At 64.5% G+C, this 22,702-nt stretch carries 16 protein-coding genes; 10 read left to right on the forward strand and 6 right to left on the reverse strand.

Translation table 11 applies throughout. The annotated features are described in order from the left end of the window. Positions 1–38 precede the first annotated feature (38 nt). The 8 genes from pilG (at position 39) to N5C28_RS08645 (ending at position 13,386) form a co-directional block, all read left to right on the forward strand. Positions 39–446, forward strand: a complete 408-nt coding sequence (gene pilG / locus N5C28_RS08610; RefSeq protein ID WP_108094981.1) for a twitching motility response regulator PilG — start codon at positions 39–41, stop codon at positions 444–446. 53 nt (positions 447–499) lie between these two features. After that, on the forward strand, positions 500–865 hold the full coding sequence (pilH, locus tag N5C28_RS08615) for a twitching motility response regulator PilH (protein WP_090446512.1): 366 nt from the start codon (positions 500–502) through the stop codon (positions 863–865). 45 nt (positions 866–910) lie between these two features. Next, positions 911–1,447: a chemotaxis protein CheW gene (locus N5C28_RS08620; RefSeq protein WP_279821642.1), complete on the forward strand. Its 537-nt coding sequence runs from the start codon at positions 911–913 to the stop codon at positions 1,445–1,447. 84 nt (positions 1,448–1,531) lie between these two features. Then, the gene (locus N5C28_RS08625) at positions 1,532–3,577 is read left to right on the forward strand and encodes a methyl-accepting chemotaxis protein (protein ID WP_279821643.1); all 2,046 of its coding nucleotides are present in this window, start codon (positions 1,532–1,534) and stop codon (positions 3,575–3,577) included. A gap of 66 nt (positions 3,578–3,643) precedes the next feature. Beyond that, complete coding sequence (locus N5C28_RS08630; protein ID WP_279821645.1) at positions 3,644–4,510, forward strand: protein-glutamate O-methyltransferase; 867 nt, start codon at positions 3,644–3,646, stop codon at positions 4,508–4,510. An 11-nt stretch (positions 4,511–4,521) separates the two neighbouring features. Then, a complete protein-coding gene (locus tag N5C28_RS08635) occupies positions 4,522–11,868 on the forward strand; it encodes an Hpt domain-containing protein (RefSeq protein ID WP_279821892.1) in 7,347 nt (2,448 codons plus the stop codon). After that, positions 11,865–12,884, forward strand: a complete 1,020-nt coding sequence (locus N5C28_RS08640; protein WP_279821647.1) for a chemotaxis protein CheB — start codon at positions 11,865–11,867, stop codon at positions 12,882–12,884. Before N5C28_RS08635 ends, N5C28_RS08640 begins: the two co-directional genes overlap by 4 nt. 31 nt (positions 12,885–12,915) lie before the next feature. After that, positions 12,916–13,386 (forward strand): chemotaxis protein CheW, encoded by a 471-nt coding sequence (locus N5C28_RS08645; RefSeq protein WP_279821648.1) that lies wholly within the window; start codon positions 12,916–12,918, stop codon positions 13,384–13,386. Positions 13,387–13,446: 60 nt separating this feature from the next. Here the strand turns inward: N5C28_RS08645 and N5C28_RS08650 are convergent, their stop codons facing one another. Next, positions 13,447–14,166, reverse strand: coding sequence for a 16S rRNA (uracil(1498)-N(3))-methyltransferase (locus tag N5C28_RS08650; RefSeq protein ID WP_279821649.1), 720 nt, complete (start codon positions 14,164–14,166; stop codon positions 13,447–13,449). A 133-nt stretch (positions 14,167–14,299) separates the two neighbouring features. Next, positions 14,300–15,706, reverse strand: coding sequence for an adenosylmethionine--8-amino-7-oxononanoate transaminase (locus N5C28_RS08655; protein ID WP_279821650.1), 1,407 nt, complete (start codon positions 15,704–15,706; stop codon positions 14,300–14,302). A gap of 299 nt (positions 15,707–16,005) precedes the next feature. Here N5C28_RS08655 and N5C28_RS08660 point away from each other — a divergent pair, with 299 nt between their 5' ends. Both N5C28_RS08660 and N5C28_RS08665 read left to right on the forward strand, forming a co-directional pair. Then, positions 16,006–16,551, forward strand: a complete 546-nt coding sequence (locus tag N5C28_RS08660) for a cytochrome b (RefSeq protein ID WP_279821651.1) — start codon at positions 16,006–16,008, stop codon at positions 16,549–16,551. Positions 16,552–16,625: 74 nt separating this feature from the next. Then, the gene (locus N5C28_RS08665) at positions 16,626–17,204 is read left to right on the forward strand and encodes a YceI family protein (RefSeq protein ID WP_279821652.1); all 579 of its coding nucleotides are present in this window, start codon (positions 16,626–16,628) and stop codon (positions 17,202–17,204) included. 164 nt (positions 17,205–17,368) lie between these two features. Here the strand turns inward: N5C28_RS08665 and N5C28_RS08670 are convergent, their stop codons facing one another. The 4 genes from N5C28_RS08670 to metF form a co-directional block, all read right to left on the reverse strand. Then, positions 17,369–19,219 carry a DEAD/DEAH box helicase gene (locus tag N5C28_RS08670; protein ID WP_279821654.1) on the reverse strand — a complete coding sequence of 617 codons (1,851 nt, stop codon included), beginning with the start codon at positions 19,217–19,219 and terminating at the stop codon, positions 17,369–17,371. Positions 19,220–19,406: 187 nt separating this feature from the next. Continuing rightward, positions 19,407–20,183 (reverse strand): transporter substrate-binding domain-containing protein, encoded by a 777-nt coding sequence (locus tag N5C28_RS08675; RefSeq protein WP_279821656.1) that lies wholly within the window; start codon positions 20,181–20,183, stop codon positions 19,407–19,409. A 114-nt stretch (positions 20,184–20,297) separates the two neighbouring features. Continuing rightward, a complete protein-coding gene (gene ppnN / locus N5C28_RS08680) occupies positions 20,298–21,671 on the reverse strand; it encodes a nucleotide 5'-monophosphate nucleosidase PpnN (RefSeq protein WP_279821657.1) in 1,374 nt (457 codons plus the stop codon). Between the two features lie 175 nt (positions 21,672–21,846). Next, entirely contained in the window at positions 21,847–22,692 is an 846-nt protein-coding gene (gene metF / locus N5C28_RS08685) for a methylenetetrahydrofolate reductase [NAD(P)H] (protein WP_279821659.1), read from the reverse strand. Between the last annotated feature and the right edge of the window lie 10 nt (positions 22,693–22,702).

A 22,702-nucleotide genomic window follows, 5' to 3' on the forward strand; every position in this document is an offset into this window, starting at 1 on the left:
GGAAAACAACGACTCACCGAGGCGATGGTAGGGCAAACATGGAACAGCATTCCGAAGGTTTGAGGGTGATGGTAATCGACGATTCGAAGACGATTCGTCGTACCGCGGAGACCCTACTGAAGAAGGTGGGTTGTGAGGTGATTACCGCGGTTGACGGTTTTGATGCCTTGGCAAAAATCGCTGATACCCACCCCAATATCATTTTTGTCGACATCATGATGCCGCGACTCGATGGCTATCAGACCTGTGCCCTGATCAAGAACAACAGTGCTTTCAAATCCACCCCGGTGATCATGCTGTCCTCCAAGGACGGTCTGTTCGACAAGGCCAAGGGCCGCATCGTCGGCTCTGATCAGTACCTGACCAAGCCCTTCAGCAAGGAAGAGCTGTTGGGTGCGATCAAGGCGCATGTGCCCGACTTCACCCCGGTGGAACAAGCATCCTGACGTCTGGCTGCATAGCCTTTAACAAGACGCCACTTCATGTATTGGGAAACACCATGGCTCGAATTCTGATTGTTGATGACTCACCGACCGAAATGTACAAGCTGACCGCCATGCTGGAAAAGCATGGTCATCAGGTACTCAAGGCCGAAAATGGCGCCGATGGCGTCGCCCTGGCTCGCCAGGAAAAACCCGACGCCGTATTGATGGATATCGTCATGCCAGGCCTCAATGGCTTCCAGGCGACCCGTCAACTGACAAAAGATGCCGACACCAGTCACATCCCGGTGATTATCGTCACCACCAAGGATCAGGAAACCGATAAGGTCTGGGGCAAGCGCCAAGGCGCGAAAGACTACCTGACCAAGCCGGTGGACGAAGAAACGCTGCTCAAAACCCTGAATGCGGTATTGGCCGGCTGACGCCGTGCCGGTCCGCTACTAGATAAGAAGAAGGCCACGGTTGGCATGTCGGACGCGCAGACACCTTTTCAGACTCTCCTAGAAATCGACCAGCGTTGTCGATTGCTGGCGGCTGGCCTGCCTTCGCAGCAGGCCGCCGTGCAGACCTGGAGCGGTATCGGTTTTCGCATGGGCGAGCGCTTTTTCGTCGCACCGATGGGTGAGGTCGGTGAAGTCCTGCACGAGCCGCGCTATACCTTGTTACCCGGCGTGAAAAGCTGGGTGAAGGGTGTGGCCAACGTGCGCGGTCGTCTCTTGCCGGTCATGGACCTGTGTGGGTTCTTCGGCAACGAGTTGTCGCCACTGCGCAAGCAGCGGCGGGTTCTGGTGGTCGATCACCAGGAAGTCTTCGCCGGCCTGACGGTCGATGAAGTGTTCGGCATGCAGCATTTTCCGGTGGACACCTTCTCCGAGCAGCTACCGCCGCTCGAAGCGTCCATCCAGCCGTTCATTCATGGGGTATTTCAACGCGAGCAACCCTGGTTGGTGTTCAGCCCTCACGCGCTGGCTCACCATCAGGGGTTTCTCGACGTTGCGTATTAACAGCTTTTCGGTTGGGTCGGCGTTGCCGGCCCTTTGGCGTTACATGGGAACCGTAGTGCGGTCGGTCCAGGCGGGGGCCAGATAATGAAAAAACTCAATACAGGCAATTTGTTAGCGGGTACGCGCAGTAGCACGCTGATCGCAGGGCTGTTTATCGTCCTGTTCGTCTCCATCGTGCTGTTGTTCGCCAACTTCGCCTACATCAACACGCAATCCAACTACGACACGGAATACATCAGCCACTCCGGTGAGCTGCGTGTTCTGTCCCAGCGTATCGCGAAGAACGCCACCGAAGCCGCCGCGGGTACATCCGCCGCGTTCGGTCTGTTGCGCGATGCGCGCAACGACTTCCAGACCCGCTGGGGCTACCTGACCGACGGTCACGTGGAAAGCGGCCTGCCGCCGGCACCTGCGTCCGTGCAGGCGCAGATGGCCACCGTGCAACAGGACTGGGACAGCCTGCGTCAGAACACCGACGCCATCCTGGCCAGTGAGCAAACCGTACTGTCCCTGCACCAGGTAGCGGCCACCCTCGCCGAAACCATCCCGCAGCTGCAGGTCGAGTACGAAGAGGTCGTCGACATCCTGCTGGAAAGTGGCGCGCCCGCTGCCCAGGTGTCGGTTGCCCAGCGTCAGTCGCTGCTGGCCGAACGTATCCTCGGCTCGGTGAACAAGGTACTGGCCGGTGACGAAGACTCCGTACAGGCCGCCGACATGTTCGGCCGCGACGCCAGCCTGTTCGGTCGCGTACTGAACGCGATGCTCGAAGGCAACGCCGCGATGGAAATCTCCCAGGTGACCGACGAGGAAGCCCTCGAGCGTCTGGCGGAAATTTCCGAGTTGTTCGAATTCGTATCCGGTTCGGTGGACGAGATCCTCGAAACCTCGCCGGAACTGTTCCAGGTACGTGAATCGGCGAACACCATCTTCACCGTGTCGCAGACCCTGCTGGACAAGGCATCCGACCTGGCCGCCGGCTTCGAAGACCTGGCCGATGGCCGTGGCCTGAACACCCTGATCGGTTATGTGCTCGGTGCCCTGGCACTGGGTTCGATCCTCCTCATCGGTCTGGTGATGGTGCGTGAAACCAACCGCCGTCTGGCCGAGACCGCTGAGAAGAACGAGCGTAACCAGGCGGCGATTCTGCGACTGCTCGACGAAATCGCCGACCTCGCGGACGGTGACCTGACAGTAGCGGCGACCGTAACCGAGGACTTCACCGGTGCGATCGCGGACTCCATCAACTACTCCATCGACCAGCTGCGTGACCTAGTAGCGACGATCAACCTGACCGCCGTTCAGGTAGCCGGTGCTGCCCAGGAAACCCAGGCCACGGCGATGCACCTGGCCGAAGCGTCCGAGCACCAGGCGCAGGAAATCGCCGGTGCATCCGCGGCGATCAACGAAATGGCCGTGTCGATTGACCAGGTATCGGCGAACGCCTCGGAATCCTCCGCGGTAGCGGAACGTTCTGTAGCCATCGCCAACAAGGGCAACGAAGTCGTACACAACACCATCACCGGCATGGATAACATCCGTGAGCAGATCCAGGACACCTCGAAGCGGATCAAACGCCTCGGTGAATCGTCCCAGGAGATCGGTGACATCGTTAGCCTGATTAACGACATTGCCGACCAGACCAACATCCTCGCACTGAACGCCGCGATCCAGGCCTCCATGGCCGGTGACGCGGGTCGAGGCTTCGCGGTGGTAGCGGACGAAGTACAACGCCTTGCAGAACGTTCCTCGGCGGCGACCAAGCAGATCGAGGCACTGGTAAAAACGATTCAGACCGACACCAACGAAGCGGTTATCTCCATGGAGCAGACCACTTCCGAAGTAGTGCGCGGTGCCCGCCTGGCACAGGACGCCGGGGTTGCACTGGAAGAGATCGAGAAGGTATCCAAGACCCTCGCGGCCCTCATCCAGAACATCTCCAACGCTGCACGCCAGCAGGCTTCGTCCGCAGGCCACATCTCCAACACGATGAACGTGATCCAGGAGATTACCTCGCAGACCTCGTCGGGTACGACCGCCACCGCCAAGAGCATTGGTAACCTGGCCAAGATGGCCAGTGAGATGCGCAAGTCGGTTTCCGGTTTTACCCTGCCGGAAGGGGAGCAGGCCTAAGCGAGAGCCGCGGTGGCCGCTTGCGGTCACCGTCCGCCGTCCTGGGTCTAGAACGAGGGGCACGACATGCAGTCAGGCGTCTGGGCCTTGCAACCCCTGGTGGACATGTCCATCACGGAGTTCCGCGATTGGCAGGCACTGCTCGAAGAGCGCACCGGCGTGGTGATCAACGAGCAGCGCCGGGCCTTTCTGCAGACCAACCTGAGTGCGCGGATGCGTGAGCTGGGAGTCGGCGACTACGCCACCTACTACCGGCAGGTCACGGATGGTCCGCGTGGTGCAGTCGAGTGGTCGACCCTGCTGGATCGGCTGACCGTGCAGGAAACCCGCTTCTTCCGTCATCGGCCCTCGTTCGAGGTGCTGGAGCGGTACCTGCGCGAGCGGCTCGAGCACGGCATGACCCGCCCTTGGGAATTGTGGAGCGTGGGTTGTTCCAGTGGTGAAGAACCCTATTCCCTGGCGATCACTGCCGCCGAAGTGCTGCAGGGCAGCGCCTACGCCGAACACTTCGCCGTGACCGGGACGGACATCAGCCTCAACGCCCTGAACAAGGCGCGTGAAGGCGAGTACGGCCCGCGCAAGCTGGAACAGATGGATGCAGACCTGTGTCAGCGGTATTTCGCGACCCAGGCCGATGGACGATTCAAGGTAGTGCCGAACCTGGCGGGGCGTGTGTGCTGCGCCAAGCTCAATGTGCTGGAGTTGGCGAAGGCGCCAATGTCCGGCATGGACGTCATTTTTTGTCAGAACTTGCTGATCTATTTTCGTCGCTGGCGCCGCCGCGAGATCCTCAACCGCCTGGCCGAGCGCCTGGCACCGGGTGGTCTGCTGGTGGTGGGAGTCGGTGAAGTGGCGGGTTGGCAGCACCCGGACCTGATTCCGGTGGCCGACGAGCGAGTGCTGGCGTTTACCCGTAAGGGAACGGTTTTATGAGTGGAGTCGCTATGGGTGATCGGCACGACTATGTCGCCCTGGAATGGGTCAAGGGCGAAATCGCCGAGACCCTGAAACAGGCACGCCAGGCCTTGGAAGCGTTCGTCGAGAATCCGCAGGATCCGACGCGGATGCGCTTCTGCCTGACCTATGTGCACCAGGTTCATGGCACCCTGCAGATGGTCGAGTTCTACGGCGCGGCCCTGCTCGCCGAGGAAATGGAGCATCTGTCCCAGGCGCTGATGGAAGGCCGCGTGGCCAACCAGGGCGAAGCACTGGAAGTGCTGATGCAGGCCATCCTGCAACTGCCTGTGTACCTGGACCGCATCCAGACCGCCCGTCGCGACCTGCCGATGGTCGTGCTGCCGCTGCTCAACGACCTGCGTGCGGCGCGCGGCGAAAAACTCCTCTCGGAAACCAGCCTGTTCTCCCCCGACATGTCCGGCCGCCTGCCGGCGCTGTCGGTCGAATCCCTGGCCCAACTGCGCACGGCCGAGCTGCCGGTGCTGCTGCGCAAGCTGCGGCAGATGCTGCAGATGGCCCTGGTCGGCGTCATCCGCAACCAGGACCTGGCCACCAACCTGGGCTACATGGCCCGGGTGTTCGCACGCCTGGAAACCCTCTGCAAGGAGGCGCCGCTGGGCCCGCTGTGGCAGATCGCTTCCGGTCTGGTCGAAGGCCTGGCCAATGGCAGCGTAGTCAACGGCACCTCGGTGCGCACCCTGCTGCGCCAGGTCGACAAGGAGCTCAAGCGCCTGGTCGAAGAAGGCGCGGACGGCATCAACCAGCCGGCCCCGGACGAACTGAGCAAGAACCTGCTGTTCTACGTGGCCAAGGCGCCGGCCCAGTCGCCACGTATCCGCAGCCTGAAAGAACAGTACCGCCTCGACGAAGCGCTGCCCGACAGCGAAGTCGTCGATGAAGAACGTGCCCGCCTGGCCGGCCCGGACCGCGATGCCATGCGCTCGGTGGTCGCCGCCCTGTGCGAAGAGCTGGTACGGGTCAAGGACAGCCTGGACCTGTTCGTGCGCAGCGACCGCAGCCAGGTCACCGAGCTGGACGCACTGCTCGCGCCCCTCAAGCAGATTGCCGACACCCTGGCCGTGCTGGGCTTCGGCCAGCCGCGCAAAGTGATCGTCGACCAGATCGACGTGGTGCACGGCCTGTCCCTGGGCAAGCAGGCACCAAGCGATGCCGTGCTGATGGATGTCGCCGGCGCGCTGCTGTACGTCGAAGCGACCCTGGCCGGGATGGTCGGGCCGGCGGAAGAGGGTGGCCGCGAAGAGAGCCACCTGCCGACCACCGACGTGGCGCAGATTCACCAACTGGTCATCAAGGAAGCGCGCAACGGCCTGGAACAGGCCAAGGACGCGATCATCGAGTTCATCGCCTCGCAGTGGAACCACGAGCACCTGGCCCGTGTGCCGGACCTGCTGACGCAGGTGCGCGGTGGCCTGGCGATGATTCCGCTGGCCCGTGCCGCCGAACTGCTGAGTGCCTGCAACCGCTACATCCAGGAACAGCTGCTGGCCCGCAAGGCCGTGCCGAACTGGCAGAACCTGGACACCCTGGCCGATGCCATCACCAGCGTCGAGTACTACCTCGAGCGCCTGGCCGAAGACCATGCGACCCAGGGCGACCTGATTCTGGACGTGGCCGAGGAAAGCCTGGAAAGCCTGGGTTACCCGCTGAAGGCCAAGCCGTCGATCCTCGATGCCGTCGAGCCGGTTGAAGAAGAACTGGCGCCGCTGGCCAATCCGCTGGACGAGATCGAAGTCATCGCCGACGAGCCGCTGGAACTCCAGCCCGCCGAGGAGTCGGTTGTCCTGGAAGCCCCGGTCCTCGAAGAAGAGCCATTTGCCGAGCTGGCGTTCGAGCCCGAGCTGGTCGAGGCGCAGCCTGTCGACTCGCCGTGGCAGGACAGCGAGCTGGAAATCGTCGATTTCAGCATCGACCAGCCCGCCGCCGAGCCAGAGCAACCGCAGGTTGCCAGCGAAGCGATCGACCTGCAGTTCGAAGAGCTGAGCCTGGAAGAACTGAACACCCCCGCGCAGTGGGACGAGGCCGAGCTGGCCTCGCTGGAACTGCCGGAAGTCGAGCTGCCAAGCGCGCCGGTCGTCGTCGAAGCGCCGGCCCCGGTGCAGGACAAACCGATGTCGATGGCGGACGTCATGGCCGCCCCCGTGCAGGCGATCAACCCGCCGGCCCACGACGTGCCGCCGAGCCTGTTGCCGCCGCCGGCGGACGAAGAGCCGGTGGACGAAGAGCTGCTCGAAGTCTTCATCGAAGAAGTCGGCGAGGTGCTGGAAACCATCGGTGAGTACTTCCCGAAATGGTGCGCCAACACCGAGGACAAGGATGCGCTGATCGAAGTGCGCCGGGCGTTCCACACCCTCAAGGGCAGTGGCCGCATGGTGCGGGCGCTGATCATCGGCGAGCTGGGCTGGTCCATCGAAAACCTGCTCAACCGCGTGCTGGACCGCAGCATCGAGCCGGGTGCCGCGGTGCAGCAGGTCGTGGCCGATGTGGTCGCCCTGATGCCGGCCCTGGTCGACGAGTTCGCCGCCAAGGCCCAGCGCCAACGCGATGATGTCGATCGTCTGGCTGCCACCGCCCACGCGCTGGCGAAGGGCCAACCGCTCCCAAAAACTGAAGCCCCGGCTGCGCTGGTAGCCGAGCCTGAGGGCTCAGTCGACGCTGCCGGGGTCGAGACCGATTCGCTCGATGGCGAGCCCCTCGAAGGCGAGCCCCTCAATGGTGAGCCCCTCGACCCACAACTGTTGGAAATCTTCCGCAACGAAGCGGAAACCCATCTGGATACCCTGGTCGGCTTCCTCGCCGACTGTGCCCAGGAGCTGCCTCAGCCTGTCACCGACAACCTGCAGCGCGCCCTGCACACCCTCAAGGGCAGTGCCTACATGGCCGGTATCCTGCCGGTGGCGGAAATTGCCGCGCCGCTGGAAAAGATGGTCAAGGAATTCAAGACCAACCTGATACAGATGGACCTGGCAGAAGCCGAGCTGCTGAGCAGCGCGGAGAAACTCTTCCGCCTGGGCCTCGAACAGCTGGAAACCCGTCCCCTGGCACCGCTGCCGGGTGCCGAGGAGTTCCTGCAGCGCGCCCACAAGTTGCACCATGACCGCCTGGAAATGGCGGAAAGCGAGCGTCAGGGCGAGCAGGGCGAGACCCGCGATCCCCAGTTGATCAGCATCTTCCTCGCCGAAGGCATGGACATCCTGCTGGACGCCGAGGACCTGCTGCGCAAATGGCGCGAGCACCCGTCCGAGCGTCAGGAGCTCAGCGCCCTGCTGGAAGAGCTGACCACCCTGGGACGTGGCGCCGAAATGGCCGAGCTGCCGCAGATCGATGAGCTCTGCGAGGCCCTGCTGGACCTCTACGGTGCGGTCGAGGAAGGCAGCCTGGCGGTCAGCGAGCGTTTCTTCAGCGAAGCCGAGCTGGCACACGAAGCCCTGATCAGTATGATGGATCAGGTCGCCGCCGGCCTGCAGGTTACTGCTCAGCCGGAACGTGTCGAGGCGCTTCGCACTCTCTTGGGCGAAGCCCTGGACCCGGGTGCCCTGGCCCTGCTCTCCAACGACGGCCAGATGGGCCTCGACGTGGTCGAGCTGGACGACGCCACGGCCGCCCTGGCGTTGGAGTCGGTCGACGAGGCGCCGGTGTTCGATATGTCCCTGGAGGACATCGCCGCTGACGCCCAGGACATCGTTGCCGATGAACCCGTTGAGCAGCCCGCTGCTCCGGTCGCTTCGGTAGAGGCTGTCGAAGAACCTGCTGTCGTCCATGAAGCGCTGGACGAGGAAATGGTCTCCATCTTCCTCGAAGAGGCGGTGGACATCCTGGAAAGCGCCGGCCAGTCCCTGGACCGCTGGTTGAGCGAGCCGGACAACAAGGCCGCGCTGTCTTCGCTACAACGCGATCTGCACACCCTCAAGGGCGGTGCTCGGATGGCCGAGATCCGCCCGATCGGCGATCTGGCCCATGAGCTGGAATCGCTCTACGAAGGCCTGATGGACCGCCGCTACAACCATTCGCCGTTGCTGGCCGACCTGCTTCAGCAGAGCCACGACCGCCTGGCACTGCTGCTGGACCAGCTGCAGAAGCGCGCGCCGCTGTATCAGCCGGTTGGCCTGATCGATGCCATTCGCTCCTTTCGTCAAGGCGGCACGCCGAGCTTGCCTGTAGCGGCCTTCGTGGCCGAGCCTGTTCTTGAAGCCGAAGCCGAAGCCGAAGCCGAAGCCGAAGCCGAAGCCGAAGCCGAGCTTCTGGTCGAAGTGGACGCAGAGGTTCAGGTCGAGCCGATCGAGCTGAGCGAAGAACTGCCACCGCTGCCGGACGTCGACGAAGCCACCGAGCTGAGCTTCGACGAGGTGCTGACACCGCGCGGCGACGAAGAACAACTGGTCGAGCTGGAACTGCTCGACCTCGAAACGCCTCCGGCGCCGGTCGAAGAGCCGGTCATCGAGACGCCGTCAGCGGCCGCCGCTGTGGTCGAAGATGACCGCGACCCCGAGCTGGTGGAGATCTTCCTGGAAGAAGGCTTCGACATCATCGACAGCTCCGGCGCCGCCTTGCAGCGCTGGATGGATGACGTCGACAACAGCCTCGAACTGGAAGCCCTGCAGCGCGACCTGCACACCCTCAAGGGCGGTGCGCGGATGGCCGAGATCCGGGAAATCGGTGACTTGGCCCACGAGCTGGAATTCCTCTACGAAGACCTGTGTGGCGGGCGCATGCGCGCCAGCCAGGACCTGTTCGGCCTGCTCCAGGCCTGCCACGACCGTCTGGCCGAAATGCTCGACGCGGTGCGCAGCAAGCGCGCGATCCCGAACGGCGACGCCCTGATCGACACGATCAAGCGCTTCCGGGCCAACCCCAACGAACAACTGAGCATGCCGTCCGCGGTGCAGCTCAAGGCGGTGGTCGAGGAGCCGGTCGACGACGATGCCGAATCCGACATCCTCGATATCTTCCTGGAAGAAGCCGATGACCTGCTGGAAGCCATGGAAGTGGCCATCGGTCGCTGGGAAGACAGCCGTGACGACAGCGGTGCCATCGATGACATGCTGCGCGTGCTGCACACCCTCAAGGGCGGTGCGCGCCTGGCCGGTCAGAAGCGCCTGGGCGACCTGACCCACGACCTCGAACAGCACCTCACCGAAGCGCAGCAACAGGGTGCGCCGTGGCCGGAAAGCCTGTTCCTCGACGTGCAGTCGGGCTTCGAAGGGCTGCAGAAAGAAACCGATCAACTGCGCCAGCGCCTGCAGGACAGCTTCCTCGCCGAGAGCGCCGAGCCGGCGCCGGTCGAAGCCGCGCCAGCGCGCCTGCCGGAGTTGAGCACGCCGATCGTTGCCGCCAGCGAGATGCCGGCCCAAGAACTGGTGGCCAAGGTGCTGCCGTTCGTCCGCCGTGCCGAAGAAGCCGCCCAGGACGCCGCCGCGCGCCGCGCGCCGCAGGAGCTGGTCAAGGTTCCGGCCGAGCTGCTCGAAGGCCTGGTCAACCTGGCGGGTGAGACGTCGATCTTCCGTGGTCGGGTCGAACAGCAGGTCAGCGACTTCGGCTTCACCCTGAGCGAGATGGAAGCCACCATCGACCGGGTGCGCGATCAGCTGCGTCGCCTGGACACCGAAACCCAGGCGCAGATTCTCAGCCGCTACCAGGCCGAGGCCGAGCGCGCCGGTTACGAAGACTTCGACCCGCTGGAAATGGACCGCCATTCCCAGTTGCAACAGCTGTCACGCGCCCTGTTCGAATCGGCGTCCGACTTGCTGGACCTGAAGGAAACCCTGGCCGCGCGTAACCGCGATGCCGAAACCCTGTTGCTGCAACAGGCCCGGGTCAACACCGAGCTGCAGGAAGGCCTGATGCGTACGCGCATGGTGCCGTTCGATCGCCTCGTGCCGCGTCTGCGCCGTATCGTGCGCCAGGTGGCGGGCGAGCTGGGCAAGCAGGTCGAGTTCGTGGTCGGTAACGCCGACGGCGAAATGGACCGGACAGTCCTCGAGCGCATCGTCGCCCCGCTGGAGCACATGCTGCGCAACGCCGTCGATCACGGTATCGAAACCGCCGACAAGCGCCGCGCGGCTGGCAAGCCTGAACAGGGCACCATCCGCCTGAACCTCGGCCGCGAGGGCGGTGACATCGTTCTGACCCTGGCTGACGACGGTGGCGGTATCCGCCTCGAAGCGGTCAAGCGCAAGGCCATCGAACGTGGCCTGATGGACGCCGACGCCGACCTGACCGACCACGAGATTCTGCAGTTCATCCTGGAAGCCGGTTTCTCCACGGCGGAAAAGGTCACGCAGATCTCCGGCCGTGGCGTGGGCATGGACGTGGTGCACTCCGAGGTCAAGCAACTCGGCGGCTCGATGAGCATCGAGTCGACCCAGGGCGTCGGCACCACCTTCCTGATCCGCCTGCCGTTCACCGTGTCGGTCAACCGCGCGCTGATGGTGCTGTCGGGTGAAGACCTGTACGCCATCCCGCTGAACACCATCGAAGGTATCGTGCGCGTTTCGCCGTATGAGCTGGAGGCCTACTACGGCCCGGATGCGCCGCGTTTCGAATACGCCGGCCAGGCCTACGAACTGCGTTACCTCGGCGACCTGCTGAACAACGGGCAACACCCCAAGCTGGTGGGCCAGAGCCTGCCGCTGCCGGTGATCCTGGTTCGCTCCAGCGAACACGCCGTGGCGGTGCAGGTCGACTCCCTGGCGGGTTCCCGCGAGATCGTGGTGAAGAGCCTGGGCCCGCAGTTCGCCGGCGTCCATGGCATCTCCGGTGCGACCATCCTCGGGGACGGTCGCGTGGTGGTCATTCTCGACCTGCTGGCGACCATCCGGGTGCTCCACGCGCACCTGCTCAACCAGTTGCACCCACGCCTGGTCGGCCATCAGCCGACCGCGGCGGAAGTCGAGGCGGACCGCCCGACCCTGGTCATGGTGGTGGACGACTCGGTCACCGTGCGCAAGGTCACCAGCCGCCTGCTGGAGCGCAACGGCATGAACGTGCTGACGGCCAAGGACGGGGTGGACGCCATCTCCCTGCTGCAGGAGCACAAGCCCGACGTCATGCTGCTCGACATCGAGATGCCGCGCATGGACGGCTTCGAAGTGGCCACGCTGGTGCGCCACGACGAGCGCCTGAAGGACCTGCCGATCATCATGATCACCTCGCGTACCGGTGAGAAACACCGCGAGCGGGCCATGTCCATCGGCGTCAACGAATACCTCGGCAAGCCTTACCAGGAGTCGCTGCTGCTCGGCACCATCAACCAGTTGGTTGACCGTTCCCAGTCGAACGACGCTTCCGCGAACAGTCAATCGGTCGAGCAGCCATGACAGAGAAAAGCGCAGCACGCATTGCGGTCATCGCCGACACCTCGCTGCAGCGCCATGTGCTGCAGCAGGCGCTGACCGGTAGCGGCTATCAGGTAGTGCTCAACAGCGACCCGGCGCGCCTGGACCAGGAAGCCCTGTTCGCTTGCGACACGGACCTGTGGCTGGTGGACCTGGCGCAGTCGGACGACTCGCCCCTGGTCGACAGCCTCATGGAGCAGGCCTCGGCACCGGTGCTGTTCGGCGAAGGGCATGCCCCCGAACGGCATTCGGAAAACTACCCGCGCTGGGAGCGCCGCCTGTTCGGCAAGCTGAAGAAGCTGGTCGGCGACCCGTCCCAGGCGGTCGGCCCCAGCCTGCAGGCCTTGCTGAGCGAAGCCCAGCGCCCGAGCCGCCTGGATTTGCCGGCGGCGTTGGCCAGCACCCCGTTGCAGGCCGGCGAGCCTGCCCGTCAGGTGTGGCTGCTGGCGGCATCGCTGGGCGGTCCGGCAGCGGTGAAGAGCTTCCTCGATGCGCTGCCCGGCGGTTTGCCGGTGGGCTTCATCTACGCCCAGCACATCGACGCCAGTTTCGAATCGGCCTTGCCCCAGGCCGTTGGCCGGCACAGCCAGTGGCACGTCAACCCCGCTCGTCACGGTGATCCGGTGCGCTGCGGTGAGGTGGTGGTCGCACCGATCAGTTACGAGCTGGGTTTCGCCGACGACGGCGCGATGCAGATCGCCGACCGTGGCTGGCCCGAGCCTTACAGCCCGTCCATCGACCAGATGATGCTCAACCTCGCCCAGCACTTCGGTGCCCTGTGCGGGGTCATCGCCTTCAGCGGCATGGGCAGTGACGGCAGCGCGGCCGCGGCCTACGTGAAACGCCAGGGCGCCGCCATCTGGACCCAGCGTGGGGACTCCTGCGCCAGCCCGAGCATGCCGGACAGCCTGCGCGAAGGCGGCTACAGCAGCCTCAGCGCGGACCCGCGCGAACTCGCCGAAGCCCTGGTCAACCACCTGGCCGAACAGTGCGCTTAATCCGGGGCATCGCCCTGCAGAGGACATATTCATGAGTCAAGCCGTAGCCACCCAGGACAGTGTCGGCAGCCTTACCGGGCTGCTGGTTCCGTTGGCTGATCGCACGCTGCTGCTGCCCAACGTCGCGGTGGCCGAGCTGATTCCCTACCGGGCGCCGCAGGTCAGCGCGGGCATGCCCGACTGGTTCCTGGGCCAGGTGGCCTGGCGTGACCTGCGCCTGCCGCTGCTCTCGTTCGAGGCGGCGTCCGGTGGTCAGGCCCAGACCGGCGCCGGCGCGCGGGTGGCGGTGATCAACGCCCTCGGCGGCCGGCCCAAGGTGAAATTCATCGCCCTGCTGGTGCAGGGTATCCCGCGTTCGATCAAGGTGGGCACCGACCTCGTCCGCGCCGATGCTGCCCTGGCCCCTCTGGAGCTGGATGCGGTGAGCTTCGGCGACGACGTGGCGAAGATCCCGGACCTGATCGGCCTGGAGCAGATGCTGGCGGATGCCGGTCTGATCTGAGCATTTCGGCCCCATGAAAAAAGCCCGCAACCGCGGGCTTTTTTCATGGTGTTCGCCGGGCTAGAAGTCGCCCCACAGTTGCTGCGCGACGCTCAGCGCCACCACCGGGGCGGTCTCCGTGCGCAGGACCCGCGGGCCCAGACGGGCGGCATGGAAGCCGGCAGCCTTGGCGCGTTCGACTTCATCGTCCGCCAGACCGCCTTCCGGGCCGATCAGAAACGCCAGGGACTCGGGTTTGGCGTGGCTGAGCAAGGGCTCGGCGACCGGGTGCAGCACCAGTTTCAGCTGGGCCTCGGTCTGCCGGAGCCAGTCGGCCAGCAGGATCGGCGGGTGAATGAGCGGAACCACCGAGCGCCCGCACTGCTCACAGGCGCTGATCGCCACCTGGCGCCAGTGGGCCATGCGTTTGTCGGCGCGCTCGTCCTTCAAGCGCACTTCGCAGCGTTCACTGATGATCGGGCTGATGACCTGGGCGCCGAGCTCGGTGGCCTTCTGAATCGCCCAGTCCATTCGCTCGCCCCGCGACAGCCCCTGGCCCAGGTGAATCTGCAACGGGGATTCGGGCATGCCCGCAAAGCATTCGCGCAGTTCGACGCGCACGCTCTTCTTGCCCACCTCGATCAGCTCGCCGAGAAACTCCTGGCCGCTGCCGTCGAACAGCTGCACCGCATCGCCCACCGCGTGGCGCAGCACCCGGCCGATATAATGCGCCTGGGTTTCCGGCAGTTCGTGTTGGCCGAGGCTCAGCGGTGCATCGATGAAAAAGCGGGATAGGCGCATGGCATCACTGTGGGTAGCAAGAAACGGAAGCGGGCAAGCTTAAAGCTTTCCAGGGGCGGACGAGTAGGGTGAATGACGCCCTTTTCATCCACCGCGCGTCGCTGCGATGGATTGGCAAGGCGTCATCGCCCCTTCAGCCCGGATCGCGGAACCCCGGGTAGTGGGGATTGCCCTGGGCCACACTGACCGAAGTACGGGTGGCCAGGTCGATGCCTTCGCTCGCCACCTCGGCGAGGAAGTCGATCTGCTCCTCGGTGATCACGTAGGGCGGCAGGAAGTACACCACGCTGCCCAGCGGCCGGAGCAATGCACCACGCGTCAGCGCATGCTGATACACCTGCAGGCCACGGCGTTCCTGCCAGGGGTAGGCGGTCTTGCTGGCCTTGTCCTGCACCATCTCGATGGCCAGGGCCATGCCGGTCTGGCGCACCTCGGCCACGTGCGGGTGATCGACCAGGTGTGCGGTGGCGCTGGCCATGCGCGTGGCGAGCCGCTTGTTGGCCTCGATCACGCCGTCCTGCTCGAAGATGTCCAGGGTCGCCAGGGCCGCCGCGCAGGCCAGCGGGTTGCCGGTGTAGGTGTGCGAATGGAGGAAGGCACGCAGGGTCGCATAGTCGTCGTAGAAGGCGCTGTAGACCTCATCGGTGGTCAGCACGGCAGCCATGGGCAGGTAGCCGCCGGTGAGGGCCTTCGACAGGACCAGGAAGTCCGGGGTGATGCCGGCCTGCTCGCAGGCGAACAGCGTGCCGGTGCGGCCGAAACCGACGGCGATCTCGTCGTGGATCAGGTGCACGCCGTAACGGTCGCAGGCTTCGCGCAACAGGGTCAGGTAGACCGGGTGGTACATGCGCATGCCGCCAGCGCCCTGGATCAGCGGCTCGACGATCACGGCGGCGACTTCGTGGTGATGCTCGGCCAGGGTCTGTTCCATGTGGGCGAACATCGTCCGCGAATGGTCTTCCCAGCTCACGCCTTCGGGGCGCAGGTAGCAGTCCGGGCTGGGCACCTTGAGGGTGTCGAGCAGCAGCGCCTTGTAGGTGTCGGTGAACAGCGCCACGTCGCCCACCGACATCGCCGCCACGGTTTCGCCGTGGTAGCTGTTGCTCAGGGTGATGAAGCGCTTCTTCGCCGCTTTGCCGCTGTTGAGCCAGTAGTGAAAGCTCATCTTCAGCGCCACCTCGATGCCCGAGGAGCCGTTGTCGGCGTAGAACACCCGGTTCAAACCGTCCGGTGTGAGGCGCACCAGGCGCTCGGACAGCTCGATCACCGGCTGGTGGCTGAAGCCGGCGAGCATCACGTGTTCCAGCTGGTCGACCTGGTCCTTGATGCGCTGGCTGATACGCGGGTTGGCGTGGCCGAACACGTTGACCCACCAGGAGCTGACCGCGTCGAGGTAGCGCTTGCCGTCGAAGTCTTCCAGCCACACGCCCTCGCCGCGTTTTATCGGGATCAGCGGCAGGCGCTCGTGGTCCTTCATCTGCGTACAGGGGTGCCAGAGGACCTCCAGGTCACGCTGCATCCAGTGGTCGTTCAGGCTCATCGGCGGTTCTCCCAATCATCTGCGGCAAGCCTACCAGATGGTCCGGCGGGGTGGGGCCGACAGGCCCGGAACAGGGCCGGTGAGAGCTGTGCCGCTGGTCGTCGATAACGCACCGCTGGGTGCCGCGCCAGGGAACTCGGATCGGCGCGTCTGGACTAATCTCAGTCATGGCAGAAGGCCAGAATACGCATCGTATTTCTCGATATTTCAAAGCGAAATTTTCCGCTTTTTATCGATAGGTTTGTTGTTAGTCTTGCCTCCATTATTCGCACCTGATTTTTCCTGCGGAGCCCTCTTTCATGCAGTTGCGCAACTCTTCCGACCGTTATGGCCTGGTCAGCATCCTGCTGCACTGGCTGGTGGCCCTGGCGGTTTTCGGCCTCTTCGGTCTCGGCTACTGGATGGTCGGTCTCGACTACTACAGCGGCTGGTACAAGACCGGCCCGGACCTGCACAAAAGCATCGGCATCGTGCTGTTCGTGGTGATGCTCGCCCGTCTGCTCTGGCGCTGGATCAGCCCGGCACCCCAGGCCCTTTCTTCCCATGGACGCATGACGCGCCTGGGGGCCAAGTTCGGCCACCTGTTCCTGTACCTGGGCCTGTTCGTGCTGATGATTTCCGGCTACCTGATCTCCACCGCCGATGGGCGCGGGATTCCGGTGTTCGGCCTGTTCGACGTGCCGGCGACCCTGACCAGCATTCCGGACCAGGAAGATCTGGCCGGCCTGGTGCATGAATACCTGGCCTGGGCACTGGTGATCTTCGCCGGTATCCATGGCCTGGCTGCCCTGAAACACCATTTCATCGACCGTGATCGCACCCTGACCCGCATGTTCGGACGCTGATCGCTCACACACCTGTTCACGGTGCACGAAGCGTTTCGTGCACCGGCTCGTCAACCTCACAAGGAGAACGCCTCATGTTGAAGAAAACCCTCGCAGCTCTGGCTCTTGGTACCGCTTTGCTTGGCGCAGGCCAGGCAATGGCTGCCGATTACGCGATCGACAAGCAAGGCCAGCACGCTTTCGTCAATTTCAAGATCAGCCACCTGGGCTACAGCTGGCTGTACGGCACGTTCAAGGACTTCGACGGCAGCTTCAGCTTCGATGAGAAGAACCCCGAAGCCAGCAAAGTCAACGTGACCCTGAACACCACCAGCGTCGACACCAACCACGCCGAGCGTGACAAGCACATCCGCAGCGGCGACTTCCTGAACGTCAGCAAGCACCCGACCGCGACCTTCGAGTCCACCTCGGTCAAGTCCACTGGCGAAGGCGCTGCCGACATCACCGGCAACCTGACCCTGAACGGCGTGACCAACCCAGTCGTCATCGCCGCCAAGTTCGTTGGCCAGGGCGATGACCCATGGGGCGGCTACCGCGCCGGTTTCGAAGGCACCACCACCCTGAAACTGAAGGACTTCGACATTCAGAAGGACCTCGGCCCGGCTTCCCAGGAAGTGGAGCTGATCATCTCGATCGAAGGCGTACGCAAGTAAGCACCGCCGATGCCGAGCCTCCGCAAGGAGGTCGCTGCAAAACCCCGGAACGCCCGATGACTGCATCGGGCGTTCTGCTTTACGGGTTTCGAGGGTGAGTCCACCTTTCGTATGCGCACAAAAAAGCCGCCTCTAGGGGCGGCTTTTTTGTGGTGGCTGCTGTGTTACTCGTCGCGGTTGCGCGTCAGCAGCGCAGGCTTCTCGCCCCTTGGGCGGCTGCTCGACAGCTCGTCCAGTTGCTCCGGCGTCGGGAAGCGGTCCAGGCGCGAGCCCTTGTGCATGATCACCGGTTGCTTCTCGCGCGGGTTGCGGACCGCAGCGCCTTCCTGGCGCGGCAGCTCGTCGCGGTTCAGCGTGGTGGTGCGGGTGTCGCGTGGAGGGCGATTGCGCGAGGCGCCGTTACGGCCCTGGGCGCCTTGGCCCTGGCCACCGCCCTGACGACGACCCTGGCCCTGGGCCTGACCGCCGCCATTGTTGTTCTGGCGCGGAGCCTTGCCAGCGGGACGCTGGGCGCTGCCATTGTTCGCGCCAGCCGCCGCGCCGTTACGGCGGCCACGGTTCTGTTGCTTGTTCTGGTGTGGGCTGACGTAATCGACACGGTTGCCGAAGTTGTCGATGTCGTCATCACGGAATTCGTCGGGGGCGCGATCCGGCGGCAGTGCCGGCGCCGCGGCACCGGCTGCCGGGGCTGCGCCACGTGGGTTCTGCGTGCGCCCGCCGCGCTGGCGGTTGCGGTTGTTGTCCTTGCCGCTGTCCTTGCCCTTGTCCTTGCGGCCACCGCCATGGCGCTCGCCTTCGGGCTTGGCACCACGGGGCTGACGGGGTTTCTGCGGCTCGCGCACTTCCGGGCGCTCCGCTTCGACCTTGCTGGCGTCGAAGCCCATCATGTCGCCGTCCGGGATCTTCTGCTTGGTCATCCGCTCGATGCTCTTGAGCAGCTTCTCTTCGTCCGGGGCGACCAGGGAGATGGCTTCACCGCTGCGGCCTGCACGACCGGTACGGCCGATGCGGTGAACGTAATCTTCCTCCACGTTCGGCAGCTCGAAGTTGACCACGTGCGGCAGCTGGTCGATATCCAGACCGCGGGCGGCGATATCGGTGGCGACCAGGATACGGACCTTGTTCGCCTTGAAGTCGGCCAGGGCCTTGGTGCGGGCGTTCTGGCTCTTGTTGCCGTGGATCGCCACGGCGGGCAGGCCGTGTTTGTCCAGGTACTCGGCCAGGCGGTTGGCGCCGTGCTTGGTGCGGGTGAATACCAGCACCTGTTCCCAGGCGCCGCTGGTGACCAGGTGGGCGAGCAGGGCGCGCTTGTGGCTGGCCTGCAGGCGGAACACGCGTTGCTCGATGCGCTCGACCGTGGTGTTTGGCGGCGTGACTTCGATGCGCTCCGGGTTGTGCAGCAGCTTGCCGGCCAGGTCGGTGATGTCCTTGGAGAAGGTCGCCGAGAACAGCAGGTTCTGGCGCTTGGCGGGCAAGCGGGCGAGGACCTTCTTCACGTCATGGATGAAGCCCATGTCGAGCATGCGGTCGGCTTCGTCGAGCACGAGGATTTCCACGTGCGACAGGTCGACGCTGCCTTGCCCGGCGAGGTCGAGCAGTCGACCGGGGCAGGCCACCAGGACGTCGACGCCCTTGGCCAAGGCCTGGACCTGCGGGTTCATGCCAACGCCGCCGAAGATGCAGGCGCTGACGAATTTCAAATCGCGGGCATACAGCTTGAAGCTGTCATGCACCTGGGCGGCCAGTTCGCGGGTCGGTGTCAGGACCAGTACGCGCGGCTGCCGTGGGCCGTGGCGGTGTTCGCGATCCGGGTGACCGTTGGGGAACAGTCGCTCGAGGATCGGCAGGGCGAAGCCGCCCGTCTTACCTGTACCCGTCTGGGCCGCCACCATCAGGTCGCGACCTTGCAACGCGGCGGGAATGGCCCGCTGTTGCACCGGAGTGGGTTGGGTGTAGCCGGCGGATTCGACCGCACGGACTAGTGCCTCGGAGAGACCGAGGGAGGCAAAGGACATGTGTAATCCTGTCTAGTGAGGGCGAAGCCCTATGGGGTGTATTGCCTGGCTTGAATCGCGCGTGGGGCGCGCAATCCCGTCCGGTACTGCTGGTCGCTGGGGACTAGCATCCGGGCGCAAGCCTGGCGGGAAGGCCCGAGTATAACAGAGCCATGGGGTTGCGCAGCGTTCGACTGCTTAACGGTTTTCAGCGAAGGTTGGCGGGGGCTGCGGCCTTTGGCGCCGTGGCGGCGTAGCGCTCGAGCAGCGCGGCGTAGGCCGGCTCGCGTTTGAAGCGCTTGAGCTCCTGGGCGAAGCGTTCGGCCAGGTCGTCCAGCCCGGCGTTGCGGCGGATGCCCAGGTACAGGCTGTCGCGGCTGATGACCGTGGGGTGATGATCGAGCTGCTGCTCCAGGCCCATCTGCGTCATCAGGTAGCGCCCGGACAGGCGATCGTTCACCAGCATGTCGACGCGGTTGCGCAGCAGCTTGCCGAAGCTGGCCTCGTGGCTGGGGGCGGGTTCGCGGGTGAACAGCGGGGATTCGCGGAACTGGCGGTTGGCGTACCAGTAACCCGCCGAGACGCCGATCTTCAGGCCCCGCAGGTCGTCCAGTTTCTTGAAGGGGTAGGGGTGGGCCTTGTTGTAGAACAGCACCAGTTCGATCCGCGACATCGGTTCGCTGGGGAAGAGGATCGTGGCGTCGCGTTCGGGGGTGTGGAAGATGTCCAGAATAGCATCCGCCTGCCCCTGTTCCAGGGCCAGCAGGCAGCGTTTCCACGGCAGCAGTTGCCAGGTGGCCTCGATACCCAGGCGCTGCAGCACGACAGTCGCCGCCTCGTAGTCGAGCCCGCGCAACACGCCCTGTTCTTCGTGGATGTAGGGTGGCCAGGCTTCGCTGACGATGCGCAGAACCTGGCCCTGGACGGGCAGGTGCAGGCACAGGAGGAAAAGGGCTGCGAACAGCAGGCGCGGGAGTGGTGGCATGTCGCCAGACTATCCGTGTCATCTGCGCTTGAGTAGTGACCGGCGTCACACGGCGAATCGCAGTGTGTGCCCGGTCACAGAATACGCCTGGCGGGCGACCAGGCGTCGGAGGCGCTACTTCACCAGGCGGTAGCAGGGCACGTAGGGCGTGTTGCCCGGCAGCTTCATCCGGTGCTGCTCGACGAAGGACTGCAGCAGTTGGTCGAGCTGCTGCATGATGTCCGGATCGCCGGTGATCTCGTACGGGCCGTGCTGCTCGATCAGGCGGATACCCTTGTCCTTGACGTTGCCCGCGACGATGCCCGAGAACGCCCGGCGCAGGTTCGCCGCCAGTTCGTGCACGGGCTGGTTGCGGGTCAGGTTCAGGTTGGCCATGTTCGCGTGGGTGGGCTCGAACGGGTGCTGGAAGGTCTCGTCGATCTGCAGCAGCCAATTGAAGTGGAAGGCGTCGTTCTGGTCGCGGCGGAACTGCTTGACCGCCTTGATCCCCTGGGCCATTTCCTGGGCCACCCGCTCCGGGTCGTTGGCGATGATGCTGTAGCGTTCCTGCACGGCGCGGCCGAGGGTGGCGCCGATGAAGTCATCGAGCTGCTGCAGGTAGGCGTTGGCGCTGCGCGGGCCGGTGATGATCAGCGGGAACGGGATCTTCTCGTTGTCCGGGTGCATGAGGATGCCCAGCAGGTACAGCAGCTCCTCGGCCGTGCCGGCGCCGCCCGGGAAGATGATGATGCCGTGTCCGACGCGGACGAAGGCTTCCAGGCGTTTCTCGATGTCCGGCAGGATCACCAGCTCGTTGACGATCGGGTTCGGCGCTTCGGCGGCGATGATCCCCGGCTCGGTCAGGCCCAGGTAGCGGCCGCTGACGTTGCGCTGCTTGGCGTGGGAAATGGTGGCGCCCTTCATCGGTCCCTTCATCACGCCCGGGCCGCAGCCGGTGCAGATATCCAGGCCGCGCAGGCCCAGCTCGTGGCCGACCTTCTTGGTGTACTTGTATTCCTCGGTGCTGATCGAGTGACCGCCCCAGCACACCACCATCTTCGGCTCGACGCCGGCACGCAGGGTGCGGGCATTGCGCAGCAGGTGGAACACGTAGTCGGTGATGCCCTGGGAGCTGTCGAAGTCGACCCGTTTGTTTTCCAGCTCGCTCTGGGTGTAGACGATGTCGCGCAGGGCGCTGAACAGCATCTCCCGGGTGCTGGCGATCATCTCGCCATCGACGAAGGCGTCGGCGGGGGCGTTGAACAGTTCCAGGCGGATGCCGCGATCCTGCTGCAGGATGCGGATCTCGAAGTCCGGGTAGGCTTCCAGGATGGTCTTGGCGTTGTCGCTGTGCGAGCCGGTATTGAGGATCGCCAGGGCGCACTGACGGAACAGGGCGTAGACGCTGCCCGAACCGGTTTCGCGCAGTTGCTGCACTTCGCGTTGCGAGAGGGTTTCCAGGCTGCCCTTGGGCGAGACTGTGGCATTCGTGGTTTTGCGTGCGGTCATGTAACGCTCCGTGGGAAGGGGGCCGCGCAAGCCTGGCCGGGCGTCCTGCTGCCTGCCTGGCCGGACAGGTCTGAGGACAAGCCTACCAGCCTGCGTCGCGGCTTTCGCGCAGCGTTTTATGACCAGCGGGGAGCGAACAAGTGCCGCACCTGCGCCAGGCAGGTGCGGCGGGGCCTCAGCGTGGCAGCTTGAGGTTGTTCCAGATGGCCAGGCTCGGGTCGGCCTGGTTCAGCGTGTAGAAATGCAGACCTGGTGCGCCACCCTGCAGCAGGCGTTCGCACATCTCGCTGATCACCTGCTCGCCGTAGGCCTGGATGCTGTCGATGTCATCACCATAGGCTTCCAGCTGCTTGCGCACCCAGCGCGGGATTTCCGCACCGCAGGCGTCGGAGAAGCGGGCCAGCTTGCTGTAGTTGGTGATGGGCATGATGCCCGGCACGATCGGCAGGTCCACACCCAGCTTGCGCACGCGCTCGACGAAATAGAAGTAGCAGTCGGCGTTGAAGAAGTACTGGGTGATGGCACTGTCGGCGCCGGCCTTGGCCTTGCGCACGAAGTTGGCGATATCGTCTTCGAAATTGCGCGCTTGCGGGTGCATCTCCGGGTAGGCGGCGATTTCGATGTGGAAATGATCACCGGTTTCCGCGCGAATGAACTCGACCAGCTCGTTGGCGTAGCGCAGCTCGCCGCTGGCCATGCCCATACCCGAAGGCAGGTCGCCGCGCAGGGCGACGATGCGCTTGATGCCGGCGCTCTTGTACAGGGCCAGCAGCTCGCGCAGTTCGGCCTTGCTGTCGCCGACGCAGGACAGGTGCGGTGCGGTCGGCACCTTCACTTCGCCATCGAGCTGCAGCACGGTGTTCAGCGTGCGGTCACGGGTGGAGCCCCCGGCACCGTAGGTGCAGGAGAAGAAATCGGGGTTGTAGCCGGCCAGCTGGCGGGCCACGTTCATCAGTTTTTCATGCCCGGCTTCGGTCTTTGTCGGGAAGAACTCGAAGCTGTAACGGCGTTCCTGAGACATAACGACATTC

The organism is Pseudomonas sp. GD03944 (assembly GCF_029839275.1).
GTDB lineage: Bacteria > Pseudomonadota > Gammaproteobacteria > Pseudomonadales > Pseudomonadaceae > Aquipseudomonas.

Coding starts and splice junctions, on each gene's coding strand:
- pilG (WP_108094981.1), top strand. CDS start 39: ATGGAACAGCATTCCGAAGGTTTGAGGGTGATGGTAATCGACGATTCG.
- N5C28_RS08650 (WP_279821649.1), bottom strand. CDS start 14,166: ATGCGCCTATCCCGCTTTTTCATCGATGCACCGCTGAGCCTCGGCCAA.
- N5C28_RS08620 (WP_279821642.1), top strand. CDS start 911: ATGTCGGACGCGCAGACACCTTTTCAGACTCTCCTAGAAATCGACCAG.
- N5C28_RS08625 (WP_279821643.1), top strand. CDS start 1,532: ATGAAAAAACTCAATACAGGCAATTTGTTAGCGGGTACGCGCAGTAGC.
- N5C28_RS08655 (WP_279821650.1), bottom strand. CDS start 15,706: ATGAGCCTGAACGACCACTGGATGCAGCGTGACCTGGAGGTCCTCTGG.
- N5C28_RS08670 (WP_279821654.1), bottom strand. CDS start 19,219: ATGTCCTTTGCCTCCCTCGGTCTCTCCGAGGCACTAGTCCGTGCGGTC.
- N5C28_RS08645 (WP_279821648.1), top strand. CDS start 12,916: ATGAGTCAAGCCGTAGCCACCCAGGACAGTGTCGGCAGCCTTACCGGG.
- ppnN (WP_279821657.1), bottom strand. CDS start 21,671: ATGACCGCACGCAAAACCACGAATGCCACAGTCTCGCCCAAGGGCAGC.
- N5C28_RS08640 (WP_279821647.1), top strand. CDS start 11,865: ATGACAGAGAAAAGCGCAGCACGCATTGCGGTCATCGCCGACACCTCG.
- metF (WP_279821659.1), bottom strand. CDS start 22,692: ATGTCTCAGGAACGCCGTTACAGCTTCGAGTTCTTCCCGACAAAGACC.
- N5C28_RS08675 (WP_279821656.1), bottom strand. CDS start 20,183: ATGCCACCACTCCCGCGCCTGCTGTTCGCAGCCCTTTTCCTCCTGTGC.
- N5C28_RS08635 (WP_279821892.1), top strand. CDS start 4,522: ATGGGTGATCGGCACGACTATGTCGCCCTGGAATGGGTCAAGGGCGAA.
- N5C28_RS08630 (WP_279821645.1), top strand. CDS start 3,644: ATGCAGTCAGGCGTCTGGGCCTTGCAACCCCTGGTGGACATGTCCATC.
- pilH (WP_090446512.1), top strand. CDS start 500: ATGGCTCGAATTCTGATTGTTGATGACTCACCGACCGAAATGTACAAG.
- N5C28_RS08660 (WP_279821651.1), top strand. CDS start 16,006: ATGCAGTTGCGCAACTCTTCCGACCGTTATGGCCTGGTCAGCATCCTG.
- N5C28_RS08665 (WP_279821652.1), top strand. CDS start 16,626: ATGTTGAAGAAAACCCTCGCAGCTCTGGCTCTTGGTACCGCTTTGCTT.